Genomic DNA, 24,995 nt, shown 5'->3' on the forward strand with positions numbered 1-24,995 from the left:
AGAGCGGGTGGCTTTTTCAGACAGGCTTTTTATTTATTGTTAGTGTTTTCGCTGTGCATGCCGGATGCGGAAAATATTATGCTGCGGCGCCGTTGTTTTGACGCGTTTGCCCGACTTCTTTCAGTGTTTTCAAAATATGCTCGTCGTCAAACAAGGTTTCCAGCGGCACGGGCATTTTGCGGCGCCAGTTGGGGTATTCGACGGAAGTGCCGGGCAGGTTGAACGGTTGTTCCATATCCAGCAGGTTTTCCAGTTGCACGCCGACGAGCTTGCTTCGGCATGCCGCCAGATAACGGTGGATGGCGCGGTTTAAACCGTCGTGCATGGCCATGCTGAGTGCGTCGCCTTCATACTCGGGCGGCAGGAAACCGTCTCGGTGCAGGACATCGAGCAGGGCTTGTTTTTCGTGCAGGCGCCGGTCGTAGAGCGGTTTCAGGCGGTTGTGATCCAAGATGCCCAAGTCGGCGAAAAGCCGCAGATCGTTGCAATGCCAATAACTTTTCAACGAGGGCAAATCGTGGGTGCCGATGGTGGCGAAGGCTTCCGGCGGGAAATCCTGCGGCGGGGGAAAGCGGTTGCCAGCGCAGGCAAAATAAAGCACGCAATAAGATAAAATGCGGTATTGGTTGAGTTTGCTGCGCACTTCATTGGGCACGGTGCCCAAATCTTCGCCGATAACGAGGCAGCGGTTGCGGTGGCTTTCAACCGTTAGCGCTGCCATCATGGCGTCAAACGGGTAATACACGTAAAGGCCGTCTGAAGAATGTTGGTTTTGCGGAATCAGCCACAGGCGGAACAAGCCCATCACATGGTCGATGCGGATAACGCCGAAATACTGCATGTTGGCGCGCAATATCTCGATAAACGGGCGCAGACCGCGCTTGACCAAGCGATGTGGGTGCCACGGCGGCAGGTTCCAGTTTTGGCCGACCGGCCCCAGCGGATCGGGCGGGGCGCCTATGGATTCTGCGGTGCAGTAGAGTGCGCGGTCGCCCCATACGTCGGCGCTGCCGCGGGAGCTGCTGACTGCCAGATCGCCGTAAAGCCCGAGCTTCATGCCGGTTTTGCCGCACAGTGTGCGGATGTCTGCAAGTTGTTGGGCCGCCAGCCATTGCAACCAAGCGTAAAAACGCACCGGCCGGGCATGTTGTTCGAGAAGCTGTTGACGTTGCCTGTCTGAAAGCGTTTGCCATTCTTGGCGCCAGCCCAGCCAGCCTATGCGCGTTTCCGGCTCGTTGTCGCTTGAATGGGCTTGTGCGTCGAGTGCGTCAAACAAAGCATGGTTGAGCAAGGCATTGCCGTGTTGTTTTAAAAACGCTTCGAATTCGGCGCGCCGTTGTGTTGTTTTGCGGGCGCGGCTGGTTTCGAAAAAGGCGAAGGTCTTTTCCAATGCGGCCAGTTTCAAGCGGCATACGGCGGCGTAGTCGACCCATTCCGTTTGGCGCAGGGCGGAAACTTCTTGCTGCGTTTCACTGTTTTGCCACCAGTTTTGCACTGCTTTGCTGCTGAACTCAGGTATCGCTTCAATATCGAGATAGATGAAATTCAGCCAGCGGCGTGAAGACGCGCTGTAAGGGCTTGCCCATTCGGGCACAGCGGGATAAAGCGCGTGCAGCGGATTGAGCCCGATAAAATCGGCGCCAGCATGCGTGGCTTGTTCAACGAGGCAGCGCAAATCGCCGAAATCGCCGATGCCCCAGTTACGCGCGGAACGCAGGCTGTAAAGCTGTATGTTGAGCCCCCATGCTTGATGGGTTTGCAGGGCATCGGGGCGATAGGCGGCGGTGGGGGAAACAATCAGGAACAGGTGGTAAGTTTGTGAGGAGGCGGTTAAGGTGAGCGTGTAATAGCCGTAGGGAAGCGGGTCGAGCGCTAGGGTTGGCGCGGCGCTGTGGCCTTGTGCCAGCATACGGCCGTTTTCGTCGGCGAGTGCGTAATCGAGGGGCGAGTTTGGCGGAAGCGAGGTTTTGTCTGTGCGGCAGAGGATATTTTGGCCTTCATAAGCAACCAGTATGTCGTCGAATTCGGCTTCGGCATGAGCATCTGGGAGAGAATGCCTGTCTGAAACGGTTGTTTGAAACAGGCGCACAAAATATTCCACCGATTCGGGTTTGGCCTGAATCAGATTGCCATCGATGTCATAATGAGATAAAGCAATGCCAAGTGCGGCAGCTTCCTGTTTCAGCGCTTCGGAAAGGTCCATTTTAGGCGCTCCGTGGGGAATCGGGTTGCTTGGGAAAGGTAGCTGGCTTTATAAATCAATAATTTATACTATACAGTATTCAATGACGGAAAGATACAGAGAGCAGATTTTATTTGAGATGAAACATATTTTTCAGACAGGCTTCGGAGGTTATGCTTGTCTGAAAACATTTTTTATCTGCGTTTTAATACAAGGGCTGCCTCCGGTTGAGACCGAAGGCAGCCCTTATGATTCTACTGCTAAGAGGCTATGCCAAGCCCATAAAGCGTTCGATTTCCTCAAGTGAAATATCGGGCGTGGCGCCGTGGTGGGCGGCAACGAGAGCGCCTAGTGCGCAAGCGAAGGCTAGGGCGGCTTGCGGTTCGGTTTGGGTAAGCAGCTTGTAGGTCAGCCCGGCGAGGAAACTGTCGCCCGAACCGACGGTATCGGCTACTTTCACGCGATAACCGGCATGATGGTAAAACTTGCCGTCTTCATAATACACGGCGCCGTGCCCGCCCAAGGTAACGCAAATCTGGCGGCTGTCGGTCAAATCCGATAGGAATCGGATGTTTTGCTCTATCGAATGTAGCTTGGAGCCGTAAATTTCAGACAAATCATATAATTCGTCGTCATTGAGCTTGAGCAGGTCGGCCTGTTTCATCATTTCCAACAGGCGGTCGGGCTCGTAGTGCGGCGGGCGCAGGTTTACGTCGAAAATGCGGAAGCGCGCCTGTTTAACCAGCTCTTCAAGCGTTTGGCGGGAAACCGCATCACGCGTGCTCAGGCTGCCGTAAATGAAGGCATCGGATTCGGCCACCCGTTGGAGCGCGGCACTTTCCACTTCAATTTTATCCCATGCGCAAGGGTAAACAATGTCGTAAGAGGCAACACCGTAGGCGTCCAGCGAAACTTTAACCAAGCTGGTGGCTTGCCGCGCATCAGTTTGCAGCAAAGACGTATCGACGTTTTTGCTTTTTATCTGGCGCAATAATTCTTCGCCGTCGGCATCGTTGCCCTTGCGGCTGATGATGGCCGTGTCGGCGCCGAGCGCCTGCAGCCGCACCAATACGTTGAGCGGCGCGCCGCCCAATACTTTTCCGTCGGGCAAATCATCCCATAATACTTCGCCGAAACTGGTGATTTTCATGATGCGTCTTCCTTAATGAGCGATTGAGACAATTCTTCCAGCGGCACGCCTTTGGTTTCCGGCATCATAAACATCACGAATAAAAGTTGCAGCACCATCATGAAGGTAAAGCAAACGAATACCCAAGAGGCGCCGATGCTGTCAAACAAGAAGGGAATGGCAGCGGGAATGGCGGCCGCGAGCACCCAGTGGGTGGAGCTGCCGAGCGATTGGCCTTGCGCGCGCAGATGGCTGGGGAAAATTTCCGAAATGAATACCCAAATCACCGTGCCTTGACCTATGGCGTGGGCGGCGATAAACAAGAAGAAAAACAGCGGTACGGCCATGCCTTTCCACTCGAGGAAAAACGCCAGCGATACCAAACCCAATGAAACGATATAGCCGAAAGAGCCGATATACATCAATTGGCGGCGGCCGAACTTGTCAATCAAAGACAAACCGACGAAAGTGAAAATCAGGTTAACGACACCGATGCCCACGCTGCTCAACATCGCTGCATTTTGTTCCAAGCCGGCGATGGCAAAAATACGGGGCGCGTAATAAAGAAACGCATTGATGCCGGAAACTTGGTTGAAAAAGGCAATCAGAAAGGCCAGTAGCACCGGCAGACGGTATTTTTTCAGCCACAGGCTTTCTTTTTTATGTTGGTTGTCGGCTTGGGCGGCGGCGGTCAGCTCGGTGAGGTCTGCTTCAGGGTTGACCTGTTGCAACACAGCGCGGGCTTCTTCATAGCGGCCTTTCATCATCAGCCAGCGCGGCGACATCGGAATGGTAAACACCATCAGGGTATAGATGGCGGCGGGCACCACTTGGATGCCGAGCATCCAGCGCCAAGTGTTTTCACCCAAATCCAGATTGGAAAACAGGAAGTTGGAAAGATAAGCCATCAGAATGCCGAAAACGATGTTGAATTGATACATCGCCACCAAGCGGCCGCGTTTTTCCGGCGGTGCAATTTCGGAAACGTAAGCCGGCGCAGCGATGGTAGAGGCGCCGACACCCAGCCCGCCGACAAAACGGAAGATGGCAAACAACCACGGGTCGGAAACCAAGGCCGAGCCGAGTGCGCCGATAACATATAAAACACCGATAACAATCAGAGTTTTTTTCCGGCCGATGGCATCGGTGGGAATGCTGCCAAATAGGGCGCCGAGCACCGTTCCCCATAGCGCCGACGACATCACGACTACGCCGTGAAACAGGCTGGAGCTGTGCCATAATTGTTGCAAGGATTGGTCGGCACCCGAAATCACAACGGTATCGAAGCCAAACAGAAAGCCTGCCAGCGCGACCGTAATCGACCATAAAAGAAGTTTGGATTGGTTCATAACATTTTCCTTGGAAAAATGGAAACGAGGTAAATCTTTAAATTTCAAATAAAGATACGGGCAAACCGCTATAGCGGGTTTGCCGGAGTGTGTCGGTGTGCGAATGCGGTCGGCCACGTTGGCGGCTGTTTATTATGTGAATGCCTTAGGCTAAAACCAGATTGGTGGTATTGGTGGGGCGATATCGGGAATCATCCCGAAGTATTGGAGGGCGGAGAAACCATAAAGTTTCTTTAAGCGTAAAGATTAATTGCGATTGGGGAAGTATTGTTTTGATTAGGTAAAGCTTTTTCAGGCAGGCATTGGGTCGCTATGGCGAAGGGGCGGCGTGATGAAATCGACTGATGGTGCTGAAAAATAAGACGGCTGAGTTGGGCGCATCAAACAAAAAGCCTGTCTGAAAATGTTCAGACAGGCTTTTTATCATACGCTGCCGCTTCGGCGGTAATGAACGAAGTCGTAACGGATACCCTGCGCGCTTTCATGCTTTTGCCGCTCGCTTTCCTGCCAGATGTCGGTGTTTATCGCGGGGAAAAAGGCATCGCCGTTGACGCTGAGGCCGACTTCGGTAATCCGTAAGTCAGTGGCGAAGGGCATGGCTTCGGTGTAAATCTGTGCGCCGCCGATAATCGCGATTTCCGCTGCATCGCCGCATAAAGCGAGCGCTTCCGCCAAGCTGCCCGTGATTTCAGCGCCGTCGGCGGCATAATCGGCTTGCCGTGTAATCACGATGTTTCGCCGGCCGGGCAGGGGTTTTTTGGGCAGAGATTCCCAAGTTTTCCGCCCCATAACAATCGGTTTGCCGCTGGTGTAGCTTTTGAAAAATGCGAAATCTTCGGGAATATGCCAAGGCATGGTATTACGGATGCCGATGCAGCCGTTTTCGGCCACGGCGGCGATGAGGGTAATCTGTTGCATGAGGGCTTCTCGAAAGGGAAAGTAAAAAGACGGCCGTATTGTAACCCATGCCTGTCTGAAAAAGCTTTTTTGGTTTTTCAGACAGACTGCCAAGGCTTTTCCGTTATAATCCGGCTGTTATTTCCATCCATCGTTTTTCTCATGAAACTCAATCCCCAACAGCTGCAGGCGGTTCAATACCTTGGCGGCCCTTTATTGGTTTTGGCCGGCGCAGGCAGCGGTAAAACCGGTGTGATTACGCAAAAAATCAAACATTTGATTGTAAACGTCGGCTATGCGCCGCATACGGTGGCGGCGATTACGTTTACCAATAAAGCGGCCAAGGAAATGCAGGAGCGGGTGGGAAAAATGCTGGCGAAAACGCAAACGCGCGGGCTGACTATCTGCACTTTCCACTCTCTCGGCATGCGCATCTTGCGCGAAGATGCGGTGCATGCGGGTTATAAAAAAAACTTTTCCATTCTCGACGGCACCGACAGCGCCAAAATCATCAACGAGCTCTTGGGCAGCACCGGCAAGGAAGCGGTGTTTAAAGCGCAGCATCAGATTTCTTTGTGGAAAAACGATTTGAAAACGCCGGAAACCGTCTTGCAACATGCCGATAATGACTGGGACAGGCAAATGGCCGCCGTTTATGCCAGCTATCAAGACACGTTGATCCATTATCAAGCGGTGGATTTCGACGACTTAATCCGCCTACCCGCCGTTTTGTTGCAAGAAAACAGCGAAATACGCCACAAATGGCAGCGGCGCCTGCGCTATCTGCTGGTCGACGAATGCCAAGACACCAACGCCTGCCAATACACCTTGATGAAATTGCTTACCGGCGCCGAAGGCATGTTTACCGCCGTGGGCGACGACGACCAATCCATCTATGCCTGGCGCGGCGCGAATATGGAAAACCTGCGCCGGATGCAGGCGGATTACCCGCAGATGAAAGTGATCAAGCTGGAGCAGAATTACCGCTCGACCGCGCGGATTCTGAAAGTGGCCAACAAAGTGATTGAAAACAATCCTAAATTGTTTAAAAAAACCTTGTGGTCGCAATTCGGAATGGGGGAGCATGTCAAAGTTGTGGCTTGCCAGCATGAGCAGCATGAAGCCGAATGGGTGGTCAGCCAGATTGTGAAACAAAAGCTGGTGGGCGGCGAAAAAACCCGTTACGCCGATTTTGCCGTGCTTTACCGCGGCAATCATCAGGCGCGCCTGTTTGAAGAGGCTTTGCGCAGTTCGCGCGTGCCATACCAGCTTTCCGGCGGACAGAGTTTTTTCGATAAGGCGGAGATTAAAGACGTGCTCGCCTATATCCGCCTGCTGGCCAACCCGAATGACGATCCGGCCTTCCTGCGCGCGATTACCACGCCCAAGCGCGGCATCGGCGACGTTACACTCGGCAAACTCAACACCTATGCGCGAGAGCACGGTTGCAGCCTGTATGAAGCAGCGCTAAGCCCCGAAGCCCAATCCGCCTTGGGCACGGCCAATCGCGAGCACGTGCAGCAATTCATGCTGCTGATGGAAAACTATCGAGCGCGGGCCGAGGCCGACGAAGCGGGCGAGTTGGTCAACAATCTGCTGGCCGATATCGCTTACGAAGCCCATCTGCTCAACAGCGAAGAAGGGAAAACCGGCGAAATCAAGTGGCGCAACGTCGGCGATCTGGTGGCTTGGCTGGCGAAAAAAGGCGAACAAGACGGTAAAAACATCATTGAAATCGCGCAAACCATTGCTTTGATGACGCTGCTGGAAGGCAAAAACGAAGAAGAGGTCGATGCGGTAAAACTTTCCACTCTGCATGCCTCGAAAGGCTTGGAATATCCGTATGTGTTTTTGGTCGGTTGCGAAGAAGGTTTGCTGCCGCATGCCGATAGTATCGAAGAGAGCAATGTCGAGGAAGAGCGGCGGCTGATGTATGTGGGCATTACGCGCGCCAAACGGCAGCTTACGTTAACCCATTGCGTTAAACGCAAGCGTCAGGGCGCTTGGCAGTTTCCCGAGCCGAGCCGCTTTATCGAGGAAATGCCGCAGGAAGATTTGAAGATTCTCGGGCGTAAAGGCGGCGAGCCGATAGTCAGCAAAGAAGAGGGTAAACAATATTTTGCGACTTGGCATACAATATTGGATGCCGCCGCCAAGTCGCAAAATAAAGGCTGATATTGCCGATAAACCTAATAATGCCTGTCTGAATGCTTTTCAGACAGGCATTATTGATTGCGGCTGAACGTATTTACTTGGCAAACCGAATGTTAGGCCGCGTTTTCTTTCGTGTTTTCAGTAGAAAGCTATCAAACGGATTGCGATACGCGCTAAAATAAACAGTTTTCAAAATTTTCAGACAGGCATCAAAATGAGTGAATATAACGATAACGACACCATCCGCATTCGCGGCGCACGCACCCACAATCTGAAAAACATCGATCTTGATATTCCCCGCCACAAGCTGGTGGTGGTAACCGGCTTGTCGGGCAGCGGTAAATCTTCGCTGGCGTTTGACACCTTATATGCCGAAGGGCAGCGGCGTTATGTGGAAAGCCTTTCCGCCTATGCGCGCCAGTTTTTGCAGATGATGGATAAGCCCGATGTCGATTTAATCGAAGGCCTGTCGCCCGCTATTTCCATCGAGCAGAAATCCACCAGCCACAACCCGCGCTCCACCGTCGGCACGGTTACCGAAATTCACGATTATCTGCGTCTGTTATACGCCCGCGTCGGCACACCATATTGCCCCGAGCACGATTTGCCTTTGTCCAGCCAAACCGTATCGCAGATGGTTGATCATGTATTAAGCCTGCCTGAAGATTCTCGCGTGATGATTCTGGCGCCGGCCGTGCGCGAGCGTAAAGGCGAGTTCGTTGATTTTTTTGCCGACTTGCAAGTGCAAGGCTTCGCACGGGTGCGGGTTGACGGCGAAGTCTATCAGCTCGACGAAGTGCCAAAGCTGGAAAAAAACATCAAACACAATATCGACGTGGTGATTGACCGCGTTAAAGTCAAAGCCGATATGAAACAGCGCTTGGCCGAGAGTTTTGAAACCGCCCTGCGCCATGGCGGCGAGCGTGCGTTGGCTTTGGAAATGGATAACGGCAAAGAGCATTGGTTTTCCGCCAAATTCGCCTGCCCCGTATGCTCATACAGCCTGCCCGAACTCGAACCGCGCCTGTTTTCGTTTAACAACCCGATGGGTTCCTGCCCCACTTGCGACGGCTTGGGCAGCATGAATTTTTTCGACCCCGAGCGCGTGGTTATGCACCCAGAATTATCCTTGGCCGCCGGTGCCATCAAAGGCTGGGATAAGCGCAACCAATTCTATTTTCAAATGATTCAATCGCTGGCCGACCATTACGGCTTCGATGTCAACACCCCGTTTGAAAGCCTGCCTGAAAAAGTGCAAAAAATCGTTTTGCACGGTTCGGGTAAAGAAGTGATTGATTTCCGCTACCTTTCCGAACGCGGCACCTCATTCAACCGCAGCCACGCTTTTGAAGGCATTATCCCCAATCTGGAGCGCCGCTATCGCGAAACCGATTCCGCCACCGTGCGTGAAGAATTGGCGCAATACCAAAGCCACCGCGCCTGCCCGTCATGCGGCGGCGCGCGGTTGCGCAAAGAAGCGCGCTATGTGTATATCGGCAAACAGCCGTTGCACCAGATTTCCGCCATTCCGCTCAAACAAGCGCTTGAGTTTTTTGAAAAATTGGAATTAGACGGCAATAAAAAACAAATCGCCGAAAAAATCCTTAAAGAAATTACCGAGCGGCTGGGCTTTCTGATTAATGTCGGCTTGGATTATCTCAACCTCGCCCGCAGCGCCGAAACCTTATCGGGCGGCGAAGCGCAGCGCATCCGCCTCGCCAGCCAAATCGGCTCGGGGCTAACCGGCGTTATGTATGTGCTCGACGAGCCTTCCATCGGCCTTCACCAGCGCGACAACGACCGCTTGCTCGCCACGCTCAAACGCCTGCGCGATTTAGGCAACAGCGTGATTGTGGTCGAGCACGACGAAGATGCCATCCGCGAAGCCGATTTTGTCGTCGATATGGGGCCGGGCGCCGGCGAGCACGGCGGCAACGTGATTATTGCCGGCAGCCCGAAAACAGTGGCCGCCTGCAAAGAATCGGTTACCGGCCAATATCTGAGCGGCAGCAAAGCCATTGCCGTGCCGAAAGAGCGCACGCCCGTCGACCCCGAAAGAATGCTGGTGCTGAGCGGCGCACGCGGCAACAATCTGAAAAACGTTACCCTAAAACTGCCGCTCGGCCTGATTACCTGCATTACCGGCGTTTCAGGCAGCGGCAAATCCACCTTAATCAACGACACGCTGGCCAAAATCACCGCGCGCGAGCTGAACCGTGCCCATGAAGAGCCGGCACCCTACGACGATATTCAAGGCCTCGAACATCTCGACAAAGTCATCAACGTCGACCAATCGCCGATCGGCCGCACGCCGCGTTCCAACCCCGCCACCTATACCGGCCTGTTTACGCCCATCCGCGAACTGTTTGCCGGCGTGCCGCTTTCGCGTGAGCGCGGCTATAACGTCGGCCGTTTCTCGTTTAACGTTAAAGGCGGCCGCTGCGAAGCCTGCCAAGGCGACGGCGTGATTAAAGTGGAAATGCACTTCCTGCCCGATGTATACGTACCCTGCGAAGTCTGCCACGGCAAGCGCTACAACCGCGAAACCTTGGAAGTGCAATACAAAGGCAAAAACATTAGCCAAGTGTTGGATATGACCGTAGAAGAAGCGCGCGAATTCTTCGATGCCGTGCCGACCATCTCGCGCAAACTGCAAACCCTGATGGATGTCGGCCTCGGTTACATTCGCCTCGGCCAATCTGCTACCACCCTTTCCGGCGGCGAAGCCCAACGCGTCAAACTCGCCTTGGAGCTTTCCAAACGCGACACCGGCCGAACCCTCTATATCCTAGACGAACCCACCACCGGCTTGCATTTTGCCGACATTGCTCTGTTATTAGAGGTAATAGGCCGTCTGAAAGGCAAAGGCAACTCGATTGTGATTATCGAACATAATCTGGACGTCATTAAAACCGCCGATTGGATTGTTGATTTAGGGCCGGAAGGCGGCGATGGCGGCGGCAGAATTATTGCTGAAGGTTCGCCGGAGGAAGTGAGCATGGTAAAAGAGAGTCATACTGGAAGATATTTGAAGATTGGTTTATAGTTTTTCACTATATATAAATATACTGTATAAGTAATAGGATGATAATATGAAACAAATAAATTTGAGTGCACGCAATCTTTGGGGTAACGAAGCTGCTGATGATGAAAGACCTGAAATATTAAATTCATATTTTGTGAGGCAACATAAAGATGATTGGGATGATTTTTTTAATTTAGATGATGTTCGCTACTCAATAGCAAGAGCTCGCAAAGGAATGGGAAAATCTGCACTTCTTGCAGAGTGTGCTTACCGTAATAAAGATAATGATAAATATCTTGTAATAAATATAAAAGGTTCTGATTTAATTGCACATAAAAGGTTTCTAAATGATGAGAAAAAGAGTGTTATTGAATATGTTTTTGATTGGAAACAAAGAATTTGTGCTGTAATTAACTCTAATTTAGCCAATATTATTGGAATTGCAAAAAATGATGATGAAATGACTATTGTTGAGAATGCTGAGATGTATGGGTTTAAATCTAAATCACTTCTTAGTGCTTTATTTGATAGATTAAAGCTTAAAATAGCTGGAAATGAAGTTGGAAGAACAAGAACCGAGATTCATAATCATGAGGAAATCCTATCACGTGTAACTCTCCCTAAAAAAATATTATTGTTAATAGATGATATCGATGCAACTTTTAAAAATTCTCCTCAAGAATGCTTAAATTTATCTACATTTTTCTCAGCATGTAGGGAAATTGCAGCAAGCTTTGACGATATCATTATTCGAACTATAGTACGTACTGATGTATGGGCATGCATTCGCGCAACTGATGAATCTTTGGATAAGGTTGAGCAATATATATTTGACTTGAATTGGAGTAAAAATGAATTTAGATCATTCCTTGCAGAAAGAATTTTTTCATATTGCAAACGTGAGAAGTTTTCGATTGATATAAGTAACAAGGAAGACTTATTGCCATTAGTCTTTGCAAAAAAGTTTCCTTGGGGTAAAAGTAAGGCTGAGTCATATCGGGTTATCCACATTTATGCTGGAGGAAGACCTAGATGGGCTGCGCAATTATGTAAATTGGCAGGAAAGGAAACTGAGAAAACAAAAACTTCATCAGTAATAACATTTGGTTCAATTAAACAAGTATTGTTTGAATACGGTCAAGCACGATTAGCTGATATCCCAAGGGAACATGCACACCAATGCCCGAATATCCAAGATATTATAAATGCCTTCTCAAAACAAAGGATAAGATATACTACTCAAGAGCTACTTAATTTTATAGAAAATAAAATATTTTCACACATGCAGATCGATATTGATGGGCATAAAATAGATGAGCCACTGAAACTAGCTCGTTATCTCTTTAGAATAGGGTTTATTATGGGTGTTGACAAAAAACATGAAGAAAACCCAGAATATTATCAATATGAAGATAAGCCTAGCTTATTAACAAACGAAGCTAATTTGGATGATGGGATGACTTGGATGGTTCATTATGCTTATCAAGCTGTATTATCTCTTAAATAATTTTATTTAATGGGGCTAAATTTTATAATTGTTTTTGAAAATAAATGAATGCCTGTCTGAAAATTTGTCAGACAGGCATTGTTTATTTCAACGATACCTCAAACACCCCACGCAAAGCGTTGCTTAACAATATTTTCTCTGCACGCAAAAGGTCTGCTTTGGTCAGGCGGCTTTCAATAATTGGGAAGCCACCGAGATGGAGCTCGGGATGGTGGATAACTTGCCGGCGCATGATGCCGTCTAAGATGTCGAGATCGGTTGTCGGGGTGCGGTAGGCGCCGTCGAGCAGCAGGTAGACATTGCTGCGGCCGCCTTCCAGCAGCCAGCCGCTTTGGTTGAAAAATAGGCAGTCGAAGGCGCCGGCTGCGGCGGCATCCTGCCAGCCTCGGTCGAAAACGGCGCGCTGGCTGGTTTTGAAACGGCGCAGGAAGTCGGTATCAGGCAGGCGGGTTTCGGCGAGGGTAACGTATTGGGGTGCTGATAAATTGGTTAGCGGAGCGGCTTCGTGTTGTAAACTGCCATCGGGGTGCAGGCTGATTTTCAGGCGGTGGGGCTGCTTGGGCAGGGCGGCGATGGCGGCTTGGATGGTCTGCTGTATATGCGTTGCGTTATAGGGGATATTCAAGATGCGCGCGTTTTGGCTTAGGCGGCTGAGGTGATCGGCTAACAGCGGCGCTTGCCCGTTTTCGACGCGCAGGGTTTCGATCAGACCGAATTCGGGCGGTAGGCGGCTGACGAAACGGCTTTTCCATTGGCACTCGTCGTATTCGCTTTGGCTGTCGCTATCCCAAACAATGCCGGAGCCGACGCCGTAAACGGCATGGTAATGTTTTGCGCTTCGGTTTGAAGGGGTCAGTTGCAGCGTGCGGATCACCACATTCAGCGTGCCGTGAAAGCCGAGGCCGCTGGCGCAGGGTGCGAGATGGCCGATGCTGCCGGTATAGAGGCCGCGCGGTTCGGTTTCAAGCTGGTTAATCAGCTGCATGCTCATTCGTTTGGGCGCGCCTGTGATGGAGCCGCAGGGAAAGGTGGCGCGGAAAATATCGGCGGCGCTGGTTTGCGGGCAGGTTTGTGCGTGAACGGCGCTGGTCATTTGCCAGACGGTGCCGAAACGGGAAACCTTGAATGGTTCGGGCACGCGCACGCTGCCGGTGCGGGCGATTTTGCCTAAGTCGTTGCGCAGTAAATCAACAATCATGGTATTTTCTGCGCGGTTTTTGGGGTCGGCCTGCAAGGCGAGGGCGCGTTGTTCGTCTTGGCCGTCGTTTAAGACGGGAGCGGTGCCTTTCATGGGTTCGGTTTGGATTTCGCCGTTTTCAGCGATTTTTAAAAAGCATTCGGGCGAGAAGCAAAGCGTCCATATCGGTTGGCGCTGCGGGTCGGGCAGGCAGGAAAGGGCAGCGTAAGGCACGGGCTGGCGCAGCCTTTGATAGAGTTTGATCGGGTTGCCGTAGGCTTGGGCATGAAGGCGGGTGGTGTAGTTGATTTGGTAGGTGTCGCCGCGCTCGATGGCGGCTTTAATAAGTGAGATGGCTTGGGTGTAGGCTGTTTTGCTGGTATGGTTTTGCAGGTCGGCAAGCCCGGCCGGGGCTTCGTCGCTGTGTTCCGCCAGCCATTTTTGTACATCGGAAAGCGGGTGTTTTTCGGAAAACCAATGCAAGGCCAAGTGGCCGTTGGTGTGGGCCGGTAAATGTTGCAGCGGCAGGCCGAATTCGTAATCCGCAAAGAGAACGACATGCAGATTTTCCGACCAGCCTTTTTTCAGACAGGCATCTAATGAATCAAGTGCTTCGGGGCGAAGAAATTCGCTGCGGATATGGTTTTGAAATAAAACGGCGCGGTTGGCAAGCGCATCGTCAAGCAAGGCGAAATAGGGCATATCTAATCATAATGAAAGATACTCGGGCGGGGCCCGAGTATGATGGCATTTCGATAAAAAAGCGCAAATTGGGGTTTGCGCTTTTTCAGACAGGCATTATTGTTTGCCGTCTTCGCTATCCAAGAAGCTTTTCAGGCGGTCGCTGCGGGTTGGGTGGCGCAGCTTACGCAAGGCTTTGGCTTCGATTTGGCGAATGCGTTCGCGAGTTACGTCGAACTGTTTGCCAACTTCTTCCAGCGTGTGGTCGGTGTTCATGTCGATACCGAAACGCATGCGCAGCACTTTGGCTTCGCGCGGGGTCAGGCTTTCGAGCACGTCTTTGGTCACTTCGCGCAGGCCGGAATACATGGCGGCATCGGCGGGGGCAACATTGTTGATGTCTTCGATGAAATCGCCCAAGTGCGAATCGTCGTCGTCGCCGATGGGGGTTTCCATGGAAATCGGCTCTTTGGCGATTTTCATGATTTTGCGGATTTTGTCTTCCGGCATTTCCATCAATTCGGCCAGTTTGGCGGAATCGGGTTCTTCGCCGTTATCTTGCAGGTATTGGCGCGAAATCCGGTTCATTTTGTTGATGGTTTCGATCATGTGCACCGGAATGCGGATGGTGCGCGCTTGGTCGGCAATCGAGCGGGTAATCGCTTGGCGTATCCACCATGTGGCGTAGGTGGAGAATTTGTAGCCGCGGCGATATTCGAATTTATCCACCGCTTTCATCAGGCCGATATTGCCTTCTTGAATCAAATCGAGGAATTGCAAGCCGCGGTTGGTGTATTTTTTGGCAATCGAAATCACCAAGCGCAGGTTGGCTTGAATCATTTCCTGCTTGGCTGCGGCGGTTTCTTTTTCGCTGACAACCATGTTTTTGTTGATTTCTTTCAATTCGTCAATCGAAATGCGGGCTTGTTTTTCCAGAAAGGCCATTTCGGTTTGTTTTTCCAGAATGGCGTGTTGGAAACGGCCGAGGGCATCGCTCCATACGCGATTTTTGCCGATTTCGGAGGCCACCCATTCTAGATTGGTGGCATTGGGCAAGAAGGCGGAAATGAAATAGTCGCGATCCATGTGTACGCGATCTAGGCAGATGTCGCGGATTTCGCGCTCCAGTTTGCGAATTTTGTCGACGTTATTGCGCAGGTTGCTGCTGAGGTTTTCGATTTGACGGGTGGCGAAGCGCACTTCCAGCAATTTGTTGGCGATGGCGTCGCGGTGCTCCAGATATTTTTCATGCTTGCTGTTGTATTTGTCCAGCGCGGCAATCATTTTTTCGTAGCTCTCGTTGATGCCGCTGAAATGGTCGAGCACTTTCTGCTTGAGCTCTTCCAGATTGGTGTTTTCCAGCGTGCTGTTGTCTTCGTCTTCGTCGCCGTCTTCGTCGTCGCTGTCTTCGTCTTCTTCTTTTTCTTTCTCGTTATCGGTGGGTGCGGCGCTTTCCAAGTGGCCGAGGCCCAATTCGTTGAGCAGCACTTCGTTGGGGTCGATAATGGCTTCGACGGCTTCGTCGACCTTGATTTCGTCGTTGCGCACTTGTTCGATCAGAGCCAGAATTTCGGCAATCGAGCCGGGGCAGGCGGAGATGGCCTGAATCATGTTTTTCAGGGCATTTTCGATTTTTTTGGCGATGATGATTTCATCTTCGCGGGTCAGCAGGTCAACTTGGCCCATTTCGCGCATATACATACGCACGGGATCGGTGGTGCGCCCGAATTCGGAATCGGCGCTGGAAAGGGCGGCTTCGGCCTCTTCGACCGCATCGTCGTCGGTAATGCCGGTGCTGTTGTCGTTCATCAGCAGGGTATCGGCATCGGGGGCTTCTTCGGTTACTTGGATGCCCAAGCCTTGAATCATATTGACGATGTTGTCGATTTGTTCGGCGTCGGACATATCGTCGGGCAGCGCGTCGTTGATTTCCGCGTAGGTAATGTAGCCGCGGTCTTTGCCCATGATAATCAACTGGCGTAGGCGGGCGCGTTGCTCTTCCGGCGTTAGCGGGCGGTTGTTATCCCGCTCTTCATTTTCGGAATCTTGTATGTTGTGGTCTTGGTTGATCATTATCAGTGTCTCGAAATGTTCGGTCGGCATCCGCCGGTGAAGGGTGCGTTCTGCTTGGTTTGGTGGGCTGCAGCTGGGTTTAAGGCGGCGGATTTAATCGCTTAAATTTCTGCCTGCAATAGCTCCGGAGGCTTTCAGGCGATAAGATGCTCGTTTCCGCTTAATAATGGGGATGCGTTTGGCGATTGCAAGTGTTAGGCGGAAAAAATGCGTTATTATATAAAAAACTTGTTTTACCAACAAGATAAATGCTTGTCTGAAAAGCGCGATAATGTGCGGTTTGCCTGAAAATGGTTTTCAGACAGGCATTTTTTATATTTGGTGCCGTTTTTGGGTTAATAAGTTCAGTAAAAGTTTTTTTTCTGCTTCATTCAGGGCGCCTTGGCTGCTTTTGATTTTTAAGGCGTCGATTTGGGCGGAGCGAAATTCGTTTAGCAGCTTGACCATGCCTTCTTTGAATTCTTGCTCGCTTTCGCTGCTTTCCGTGTCGGGCTCGGTGGCTTGCTCGCTGTTGCGGAAAATATCGAATAAAACGGTTTCGTAAGGGTTGCCGCGCATGTGCTCGAGAATATGGGCGCTGTGGGTAATCTGGGGGTGGCGGCTGATGGTTTCGGCGACGTTCGCCAGGCAGGCCAAGTCGCCGCTAAGCGGTAGGTATTCGGGTAGTTCGATGTGTTTTACCCATGCCGGATTAGCAAGCAAGGCGCGGATTTGTTTGCGTGCCAGAGTAACCATCTGGGGTTGGCGGCCGGTTTCAGGCGGTAGTTTGTAGCTTTTCGGGCGGGCATCGCGTTTGGGGGCTTCTTGGCCGAGCAATTGAGCAAGGTTGGTCGGATCGATGCCGACCAAATCGCTCAGTTTTTGTTTTAGCAGATAGCCGAGCGCGGGCGCGGTGATTTGCGCCAACAGCGGGGCGCTGGCTTTGACAAGCTGGGATTTGCCTTCTTGGGTGCGCAAATCGATATTTTCGGTTAATGCGTTCCAGAAGTATTCGGAAAGGGGCTGGCTTTGGTGCAGAAGCGCATCTTCAAAGCGCGCTTTTCCAAAAGCGCGGATGTAGCTGTCGGGGTCGTGCTCTTCGGGCAGGAACAGAAAATGAAGGGCTTTGCCGTCTTTTAGTTGCGGCAATGCGTTCTCTAGCGCCCGCCAAGCGGCTTTACGGCCGGCGGCATCGCCGTCGAAACAGAAATAGATGTTGTCGGTTTGCCGCATCAGAATTTTGACATGTTCGGCGGTGGTGGCGGTGCCGAGAGCGGCCACGCCGTAACCGATGCCGAATTGTGCTAATGCGACTACGTCCATATAGCCTTCAACCACCAGAATGCGCCCGGCTTCTTTGATGGCGGCACGGCCTTCGTATAAGCCGTAGAGGTTTTTGCCTTTGTCAAACAGCGGGGTATCGGGCGAATTGAGGTATTTGGGTTTGGAATCGTCGAGCACACGGCCGCCGAAACCGATAATCTGCCCGCGGGTATCGCGGATGGGAAACATGATGCGTTGGCGGAAGCGGTCGTAATGCTTGCCTTCGTTTTCGATGACCATGCCGCTGTCGACCAGTGCGTTGCTGGGGTAGGGCTGGAAGATTTGCGCCAGCGGCTGCCAGCCTTCGGGCGCGTAGCCCAGCCCGTAATGCTGGATGATTTCGGCGTTGAGGCCGCGTTGTTGCAGATAGTTTTGCGCAGCGGGAGATTGGTTGAGTCGGCTTTGGTAGAAGCTGGCGGCGGCTTGGGTGGTTTCTTCCAGCGTTTGTTGTTTTTTCTTGCGTTCGGCCCGCTGCTCGGGGTTGTCGCTATGGCCTTTGACGCGCGGTACGGTCATGCCGACGCGGTCGGCCAGATATTGCACAGCTTCGGTAAAGCTCAAGCCTTGGTATTCCATGATGAAACCGATGGCCGAACCATGCGCGCCGCAGCCGAAGCAGTGGTAAAACTGTTTGCTCGGGCTTACGGAAAACGACGGTGATTTTTCTTTGTGAAACGGGCAGCAGGCCATGTAGTTTGCGCCGCCTTTTTTGAGCGGAACATGTTCGTCGATGATGTCTACGATGTCGGTTTTGGCCAGCAGCTCGTCGATAAAGTCGGATGGAATCATGGTTGGCATCGGGTTTTCAGGCAGGCATTAGGGCGGTTGCCGCACGCTAATGCCTGTCTGAAAAATAAGGCGGGTTGGTTAGCTTAGTCGTGCTTTGAGGATTTTATTCACGTCGCCCATATCGGCTTTGCCGGCCAACGCGGTTTTCAACACGCCCATGACTTTGCCCATATCGGCCATGCCGGCGGCGCCGGTTTGTTTAATGGCTTCGGCTACGGCATTTTCGATTTCTTCGGCCGACATCATGGCGGGCAGATAACGGTGCAAGATGTCGATTTCGGCATTTTCTTTGTCGGCCAAGTCGTTGCGGCCTGCGTCGGCGTAAATCTTGGCGCTGTCTTTGCGCTGTTTGACCATTTTGGTAATCAGGGCAATCACTTTGGCATCATCGGCTTCGGTGCGTTCGTCGACTTCGAATTGTTTGACGGCGGCGTTAATCAAGCGGATGGTTGACAAAGAAACTTGGTCTTTGGCGCGCATGGCGGTTTTCATATCTTCGGATAGGCGGGCTTTTAGGGTCATTTCGGGCTTTCCATGTTATGTTTCAGACAGGCATTCTAAATGCTAAAAACACCGGAAAACAAGCGTTCCGGTGTTTTTATTTAGGCCGAATCCTGAAGGATTAATACATTTTCGGCGGCAATTGCTGGCTGCGCAGACGTTTTTGCAAGCGTTTGGCCGCAGCGGCTTTTTTGCGTTTGCGCTCGGTGGTTGGTTTTTCATAAGCTTCGCGGGCGCGCAGCTCGGTCAACAAGCCGGTTTTTTCAACAGCGCGTTTGAAACGGCGCATGGCAACTTCGAAAGGTTCATTTTCTTTTACACGAATAGCAGGCATTGGATTTCCTAAAATTTTTGATTGAGTGCCGGTGCCGTTTTTTCGGAACCGGCGGCGTTTAATTTAATATGTATCGCGGTTTCGCAAGCTTGCGGGGGCGGGATACGCGCCGTGATGTAAACATCACCTCCTAACGATAACCTGCCGCTTTTGCCACAGGCTGAAAATCATAAACCTGCATAACAATGCAGGCTGAAAACTTTAAAATTATCTTTGATTGCTTAGGGATTGTCAAGTTTGTCGGCATATATGTTAGGAAGAAAGGGCTGGCGAAAATATCGGGGCGCGGCAAAACATTTTCAGACAGGCATTTATGGTAAAATGCCGCCCAATTTGAATAACCGTATTTTCAGGACGATTTTAGATGATTTCTACCAACGGCATTACCATGCAGTTTGGCGCCAAACCCTTGTTTGAAAACGTATCAGTCAAGTTCGGCGAGGGTAACCGCTACGGTTTGATCGGCGCAAACGGCTCGGGTAAATCTACTTTTATGAAGATTTTGGGCGGCGATTTGGAGCCGACGGCGGGCGAAGTGGCGATTGAAAACGGCGTACGTTTGGGTAAGCTGCGCCAAGACCAGTTTGCCTATGAAGACATGCGGGTGCTGGATGTGGTGATGATGGGGCATGCGGAGATGTGGTCGGCAATGACCGAGCGTGATGCGATTTACGCGAATCTTGAAGCCACGGAAGACGATTACATGCAGGCGGCCGAATTGGAAGCCAAGTTTGCCGAATACGACGGTTATACGGCAGAGGCGCGCGCCGCAGAGCTGCTCAGCGGCGTGGGCATCGAAGAATTTTTGCACAATGTCAAGATGGCGGAAGTTGCCCCGGGTTTCAAATTGCGCGTGTTGCTGGCGCAGGCTTTGTTTTCCAAGCCCGACGTATTGCTGCTCGACGAGCCAACCAACAACTTGGACATCAACACCATCCGCTGGCTCGAAGGGGTGTTGAACCAATATGATTCGACCATGATCATCATCTCGCACGACCGCCATTTTTTAAATGAAGTGTGTACCCATATGGCCGACGTGGATTACAACAGCATTACCATTTATCCCGGCAACTATGACGATTATATGCTGGCTTCGGCTCAGTCGCGCGAGCGTGCGTTGAAAGACAATGCGAAGGCCAAAGAAAAATTGCAGGAATTGCAGGAATTCGTGGCGCGCTTTAGTGCCAACAAATCCAAAGCTCGCCAAGCGACCAGCCGCTTGAAACAGGCGGATAAGATTAAGTCGGAAATGGTTGAGGTGAAGCCGTCTACCCGGCAGAATCCTTATATCCGCTTTGAAACGGATGAGAAAGCCAAGCTGCACCGCCAAGCGGTGGAAGTGGAAGGTTTGGCCAAATCATTCGACAAAACCTTGTTTGAAAAGCTTTCTTATATTCTGGAAGCCGGCCAGCGCTTGGCCGTAATCGGGCCGAACGGCGCGGGTAAATCGACCTTGTTGAAACTATTGGCCGGTGCTTACAATCCTGAATATTCCGATGGTTTGACGCCTGATGCAGGCAGCATCAAATGGGCGGAAAAAGCCAGCGTCGGCTATTACCCGCAAGATCATGAAAACGATTTTGATGTGGAAATGGATTTAACCGAATGGATGCGCCAATGGGGTCAGGAAGGCGATGACGAACAAGTTATCCGCGGCACGCTCGGCCGTTTATTGTTTGGTAGCAATGACGTGGTCAAACAGGTTAAAGTGCTTTCCGGCGGCGAGAAAGGCCGCATGCTTTACGGCAAACTGCTGCTGCTGAAGCCCAATGTGCTGATTATGGACGAACCGACCAACCATATGGATATGGAAAGCATCGAATCGTTGAATATGGCGCTGGAAAAATACAAAGGCACCTTGATTTTCGTATCGCACGACCGCCAGTTTGTTTCTTCGCTGGCAACCCAGATTATCGAGTTGGACGGCAAAGGCGGCTACGAACATTATCTCGGCGATTACGAAAGCTATCTGGAGAAAAAAGGCTTGGCTTGATTTTCTGTGTTGCATCAATAACAAAGCCTGTCTGAATAGTTCAGACAGGCTTTTTGTTGGCAGGCATCATCGCCGAGAGAACTGTACTCGAAGCCCGTGGCTTGGTCTGCCGCTTGCGAAGATGTGTATTTTATTGGGCGGCAACCACCTTTGGTGCTCAGGCGGATACGCATTGTAATGCCTGTCTGAAAACTTTCAGACAGGCATTTTTAAGCTATAATGGCGTGCCCTGCAAAAAGGAAATTTGAATGCGAAAAATCTTGCTTGCCGCAGCGATACTGGCCGTATCGGCCTGTGGTTTTCATCTGAAAGGCACGCAGACTTATGATAAGTTGCCTTACATTGCCTGGCGTGTAGACGGCGGCGCTCTGCAACAGGTGCTGGAAAACGCGCTGCGCCGTGCCGACGGCGTGCCGGTTGATGCGCCGCAGGCTCAGGCAACGATTACGGTTACCGCCGTTGATACGCATAAAGACGTGCTAACCATTACCCGTGCCGCCAATATCAACGAATACATGCTGCTTTTGCATGTGGAGGCGCAGGCCAGCCGCAATGGCGAGCCCTTGGGCGCACCGATGGTGGTGGAAGTGCGGCGTACGATGGATTATGCCGATAGCGAAGTGCTGGGTAAGCAAGAGGAAGAAGCCACTATGTGGCAGGAAATGCGCCGTGATGCGGCCGAGCAGATTGTGCGTCGACTGGCATTTGTGGAAGCCGTCAAACCATGAGCGCTTTGCCGCTTGAGCAGCTGGCAGAACACCTTGCCGGCCGTCTCAGCCCGCTTTATGTGATTCACGGCGAGGAAGACTTGCTGCGGGTGGAGGCGCTGGATGCTTTACGCTCGGCGGCCAAGCAGCAAGGCTATCTGAACCGCGAAGTTTATACCGCCGATACGAATTTCGATTGGAACGAAATGCTGGCTTCGGCCAACAGCATGGGTTTGTTTGCCGATTTGAAATTGATGGAAATTCATATTCCCAACGGCAAGCCGGGCAAGAACGGTGGCGACGCACTGCAGGCACTGGCGGAGCGCCTGCCCGAAGATACGGTGGTGGTGGTAGCCATGCCGAAGCTGGAAAAGGCGCAATTGCAAACCAAATGGTTCGGCGCTTTATCGAAGCACGGCATGGTGCTGGAAGCCCAAGCCGTTGCCGTAAAGGCTTTACCGCAATGGATTAGCGGCCGTCTGCAGCGGCACGGTTTGCAAATCGAAGCCGATGCGCTGGCTTTGTTTGCCGAACGGGTGGAAGGCAATTTGTTGGCCGCCAAACAGGAAATCGACAAGCTGGCGCTGTTGTATCCCGAAGGTCATTTGGTTAACCTGCAAGATGCGCAAAATGCCGTGGCCAATGTGGCGCGTTTTGATGTGTTTCAGCTTTCCGGCGCATGGATGAGCGGCGATGCGGCGCGTGTGGTTAGATTGACGGCCGGTTTGGAAGAAGAAGGCGAGGAGCCGGTTTTGCTGCTGTGGGCGCTGGCCGAAGACATACGTACACTGATTCGACTGACTGCGGCTTTAAAACAGGGGCAGAGCGTTTCTGCCGTGCGCAACAGCTTGCGCCTGTGGGGCGACAAGCAAGTATTGGCGCCGAAAGCGGTAAAACGCATTTCTATCAGCCGCCTGATTGCCGCGCTGCAGGAATGTGCGCGTATCGATCGTATGATTAAAGGGGCGGAAGCGGGCGAGGCCTGGCCTGCTTTTAAGCAACTGGTAACGGATTTGGCTGTGTAGCCTTTCAGACAGGCATTTTTTGCTTGTACAAACCACTTGAAATCAATGAAGCATTGAAAAGAAAGAAAAATATGAATTATAAAATGTTTGTCAAACCTGCCATACGGATTGCGATTTTCGCGGCCGTTGTTGTCGGCCTTTTGATTTTGTTTGGCGTCAGATGGTGGGTGGCGCTGGCTGCCGTGCTGGCGGTGATTGCCGTTGTGGCATTGGTGGCGTTTATTGTTATCCGCCGCCAGCGTAAAAAATTTACCGATACGCTTAAAGCGTTCAATATCGATCCTGAATCGGGTCGGGTGAATCCTGCCGATTTGAAACGGATGTATAACAGTGGCGGGGAAGCGCAAAAACAGGCCGTGATGATTTATAGAATGGCCAACAATAATTGCCCCGAGGCTGATGCGCATAAGTTTTTTAAAAGCATGTCGATTTTCAATCGCGCCGAGCAGATGCAGGAAATGCAGAAAATGCAGGCGGCTCAGCGTAAAGGCAAGGGAAAAGGTAAAGGCAATATGTTCCGCTAAGCTGCAATATATTTGGGTTTAACCATGAAAAAAGCCTGTCTGAAAGTTTTCAGACAGGCTTTTTTGCGTTTGGTTGGTTCGTGAATTATTCCACCCGTTCGCCGTGGATATTCAAATCCAAACCTTCGCGTTCAACGTCGCGCTCTACGCGCAAGCCGCCGCACAGCAAGGAAACCACTTTCAGAATAACGAAGCTGACAACGCCGCTATACACAACGGTAATCACAGAATCTTTCAGCTGGATAAGCACTTGGCTGCCGACGTTGGCACTACCGCCGAACAAGGTGTTGTCGAATACGATACCGGTTAGAATCGCACCGATAAGGCCGCCGAAACCGTGAATACCGAAAGCGTCTAACGAATCGTCGTAACCCAGTTTGCGCTTGATGCTAACGGAAGCGATATAACAGCCGACGGCAGTCAAAATACCGATAACCAAAGCGCCTTGTGGATTAGTAAAGCCGGCTGCGGGCGTGATGCCGACAAGGCCGGAAACGGCACCTGAAGCCAAACCGAGAGCGGAAGGGCGATGACCGGCAATTTTTTCGCATAATAGCCATACCAGCGCACCTGCTGCTGCGGCAATCTGAGTAACGGCCATTGCCATACCGGCAGAGGCATCGGCGGCAACGGCGGAGCCGGCGTTAAAGCCGAACCAGCCAACCCACAGCATGGCCGCGCCTGTGAGGGTGAAGGCCATATTGTGCGGCGGCATCGGCTCTTTGCGGTAGCCTAAACGTTTGCCCAATACTACGGCGGTAACCAAACCGGCCACGCCTGCGTTGATGTGAACAACGGTGCCGCCCGCGTAATCGAAAACGCCGCCTTCGCTCATAAAGCCGCCGCCCCATACCCAATGCGCGGTCGGCACATAAACCAGCATAACCCACAAGCCGGAAAACAGCATCATGGCCGAATATTTCATCCGCTCAGCGAATGCGCCGGTAATAATGGCCGTGGAAATCACGGCAAATGTCATTTGGAAAAACATAAACACCGTTTCGGGAACGCTGGCCGCATTGGGCGCTACGGTAACCATTTCTTTAACTTTATCCAAGCCCACGCCTTGAAGGAAGATGCGGTCGAGGCCGCCGATAAAGGCGTTTCCCGGGGTGAAAGCCAGAGAATAGCCTGCGATAACCCACAATACGCTCACTAATGCGGCGGCGGAGAAACTGTGCATCATGGTGGAGAGCAGGTTTTTTTTGCGTACCATGCCGCCGTAAAACAGAGCCAGACCGGGAATGGTCATGAAAAGCACCAGCACGGCGGAGGTCATGACCCATGCGGTATCGCCGGAATTAAGAGCGGAAAAAGGCTGCCACCAGTTGACGCCGTCTGCGGCGAGTGCCGGCAGGGGCAGCAGGAAAGCCAAAGAGGGCAGGATTTGTGCGCGTTTCATTGGTAAGGTCTCCTGATTGGGAAAGGATTTGAGGTAAGGGGCTCTGCGCAATCGTGGTTTGAGCATGCGCGTTTATGCCTGTATGAAACGCAGTATACAGGCATTTGCTTTAATTTGTAAAATTGTCTACATTTAAAAGCAAAAAAATAAGCCGCATCGTGAAGCCGAACCGCTTATTTCGGGTGCGATATGCAGGCGCCACTTGAGATGATTAATATTGGATTACGGGTATTTATCAGATTCG

At 51.8% G+C, this 24,995-nt stretch carries 17 protein-coding genes; 7 read left to right on the plus strand and 10 right to left on the minus strand.

Annotated features, from left to right (window positions below):
* Positions 1–76: 76 nt before the first annotated feature.
* The 4 genes from malQ to Q4A84_RS03955 all read right to left on the minus strand — a co-directional run bounded on the left by malQ (position 77) and on the right by Q4A84_RS03955 (position 5,578).
* Entirely contained in the window at positions 77–2,203 is a 2,127-nt protein-coding gene (gene malQ, locus Q4A84_RS03940) for a 4-alpha-glucanotransferase (protein ID WP_303087629.1), read from the minus strand.
* 247 nt (positions 2,204–2,450) lie between these two features.
* Entirely contained in the window at positions 2,451–3,332 is an 882-nt protein-coding gene (locus tag Q4A84_RS03945) for a carbohydrate kinase (RefSeq protein WP_303087630.1), read from the minus strand.
* A complete protein-coding gene (locus tag Q4A84_RS03950; protein ID WP_303087631.1) occupies positions 3,329–4,660 on the minus strand; it encodes a sugar porter family MFS transporter in 1,332 nt (443 codons plus the stop codon). The genes Q4A84_RS03945 and Q4A84_RS03950 overlap by 4 nt, the downstream gene beginning before the upstream one ends.
* Before the next feature lie 423 nt (positions 4,661–5,083).
* On the minus strand, positions 5,084–5,578 hold the full coding sequence (locus Q4A84_RS03955; protein ID WP_303087632.1) for a dihydrofolate reductase: 495 nt from the start codon (positions 5,576–5,578) through the stop codon (positions 5,084–5,086).
* Between the two features lie 141 nt (positions 5,579–5,719).
* Between Q4A84_RS03955 and rep the strand changes: the two genes are divergently transcribed.
* The 3 genes from rep to Q4A84_RS03970 all read left to right on the plus strand — a co-directional run bounded on the left by rep (position 5,720) and on the right by Q4A84_RS03970 (position 12,243).
* Complete coding sequence (gene rep, locus Q4A84_RS03960) at positions 5,720–7,732, plus strand: DNA helicase Rep (RefSeq protein WP_303087633.1); 2,013 nt, start codon at positions 5,720–5,722, stop codon at positions 7,730–7,732.
* A 193-nt stretch (positions 7,733–7,925) separates the two neighbouring features.
* On the plus strand, positions 7,926–10,757 hold the full coding sequence (uvrA, locus tag Q4A84_RS03965) for an excinuclease ABC subunit UvrA (protein WP_303087634.1): 2,832 nt from the start codon (positions 7,926–7,928) through the stop codon (positions 10,755–10,757).
* 46 nt (positions 10,758–10,803) lie between these two features.
* On the plus strand, positions 10,804–12,243 hold the full coding sequence (locus tag Q4A84_RS03970) for a hypothetical protein (RefSeq protein WP_303087635.1): 1,440 nt from the start codon (positions 10,804–10,806) through the stop codon (positions 12,241–12,243).
* 82 nt (positions 12,244–12,325) lie between these two features.
* Here Q4A84_RS03970 and Q4A84_RS03975 read toward each other — a convergent pair whose 3' ends face one another.
* From Q4A84_RS03975 to rpsU, 5 genes are all read right to left on the minus strand, one after another.
* Positions 12,326–14,122: a bifunctional chorismate-binding protein/class IV aminotransferase gene (locus tag Q4A84_RS03975; protein WP_303087636.1), complete on the minus strand. Its 1,797-nt coding sequence runs from the start codon at positions 14,120–14,122 to the stop codon at positions 12,326–12,328.
* Between the two features lie 96 nt (positions 14,123–14,218).
* Positions 14,219–16,174 carry an RNA polymerase sigma factor RpoD gene (rpoD, locus tag Q4A84_RS03980; protein ID WP_303087637.1) on the minus strand — a complete coding sequence of 652 codons (1,956 nt, stop codon included), beginning with the start codon at positions 16,172–16,174 and terminating at the stop codon, positions 14,219–14,221.
* Between the two features lie 312 nt (positions 16,175–16,486).
* On the minus strand, positions 16,487–18,265 hold the full coding sequence (gene dnaG / locus Q4A84_RS03985) for a DNA primase (protein WP_303087680.1): 1,779 nt from the start codon (positions 18,263–18,265) through the stop codon (positions 16,487–16,489).
* A gap of 78 nt (positions 18,266–18,343) precedes the next feature.
* On the minus strand, positions 18,344–18,787 hold the full coding sequence (locus Q4A84_RS03990) for a GatB/YqeY domain-containing protein (RefSeq protein WP_303087638.1): 444 nt from the start codon (positions 18,785–18,787) through the stop codon (positions 18,344–18,346).
* A gap of 100 nt (positions 18,788–18,887) precedes the next feature.
* The gene (gene rpsU, locus Q4A84_RS03995) at positions 18,888–19,100 is read right to left on the minus strand and encodes a 30S ribosomal protein S21 (protein ID WP_003680926.1); all 213 of its coding nucleotides are present in this window, start codon (positions 19,098–19,100) and stop codon (positions 18,888–18,890) included.
* 364 nt (positions 19,101–19,464) lie between these two features.
* Here rpsU and Q4A84_RS04000 point away from each other — a divergent pair, with 364 nt between their 5' ends.
* From Q4A84_RS04000 to Q4A84_RS04015, 4 genes are all read left to right on the plus strand, one after another.
* A complete protein-coding gene (locus tag Q4A84_RS04000; protein WP_303087639.1) occupies positions 19,465–21,093 on the plus strand; it encodes an ABC-F family ATPase in 1,629 nt (542 codons plus the stop codon).
* 248 nt (positions 21,094–21,341) lie between these two features.
* On the plus strand, positions 21,342–21,821 hold the full coding sequence (gene lptE / locus Q4A84_RS04005) for an LPS assembly lipoprotein LptE (RefSeq protein WP_303087640.1): 480 nt from the start codon (positions 21,342–21,344) through the stop codon (positions 21,819–21,821).
* A complete protein-coding gene (gene holA / locus Q4A84_RS04010; protein WP_303087641.1) occupies positions 21,818–22,825 on the plus strand; it encodes a DNA polymerase III subunit delta in 1,008 nt (335 codons plus the stop codon). The genes lptE and holA overlap by 4 nt, the downstream gene beginning before the upstream one ends.
* 71 nt (positions 22,826–22,896) lie before the next feature.
* A complete protein-coding gene (locus tag Q4A84_RS04015) occupies positions 22,897–23,349 on the plus strand; it encodes a hypothetical protein (RefSeq protein WP_303087642.1) in 453 nt (150 codons plus the stop codon).
* 85 nt (positions 23,350–23,434) lie between these two features.
* On the opposite strand, the gene Q4A84_RS04020 is transcribed toward Q4A84_RS04015, so the two are convergent.
* Positions 23,435–24,751: an ammonium transporter gene (locus Q4A84_RS04020; protein ID WP_303087643.1), complete on the minus strand. Its 1,317-nt coding sequence runs from the start codon at positions 24,749–24,751 to the stop codon at positions 23,435–23,437.
* Positions 24,752–24,995: the final 244 nt, after the last annotated feature.

It is taken from the genome of Neisseria sp. (assembly GCF_030527965.1).
In the GTDB taxonomy this organism is placed as follows: Bacteria; Pseudomonadota; Gammaproteobacteria; order Burkholderiales; family Neisseriaceae; genus Neisseria.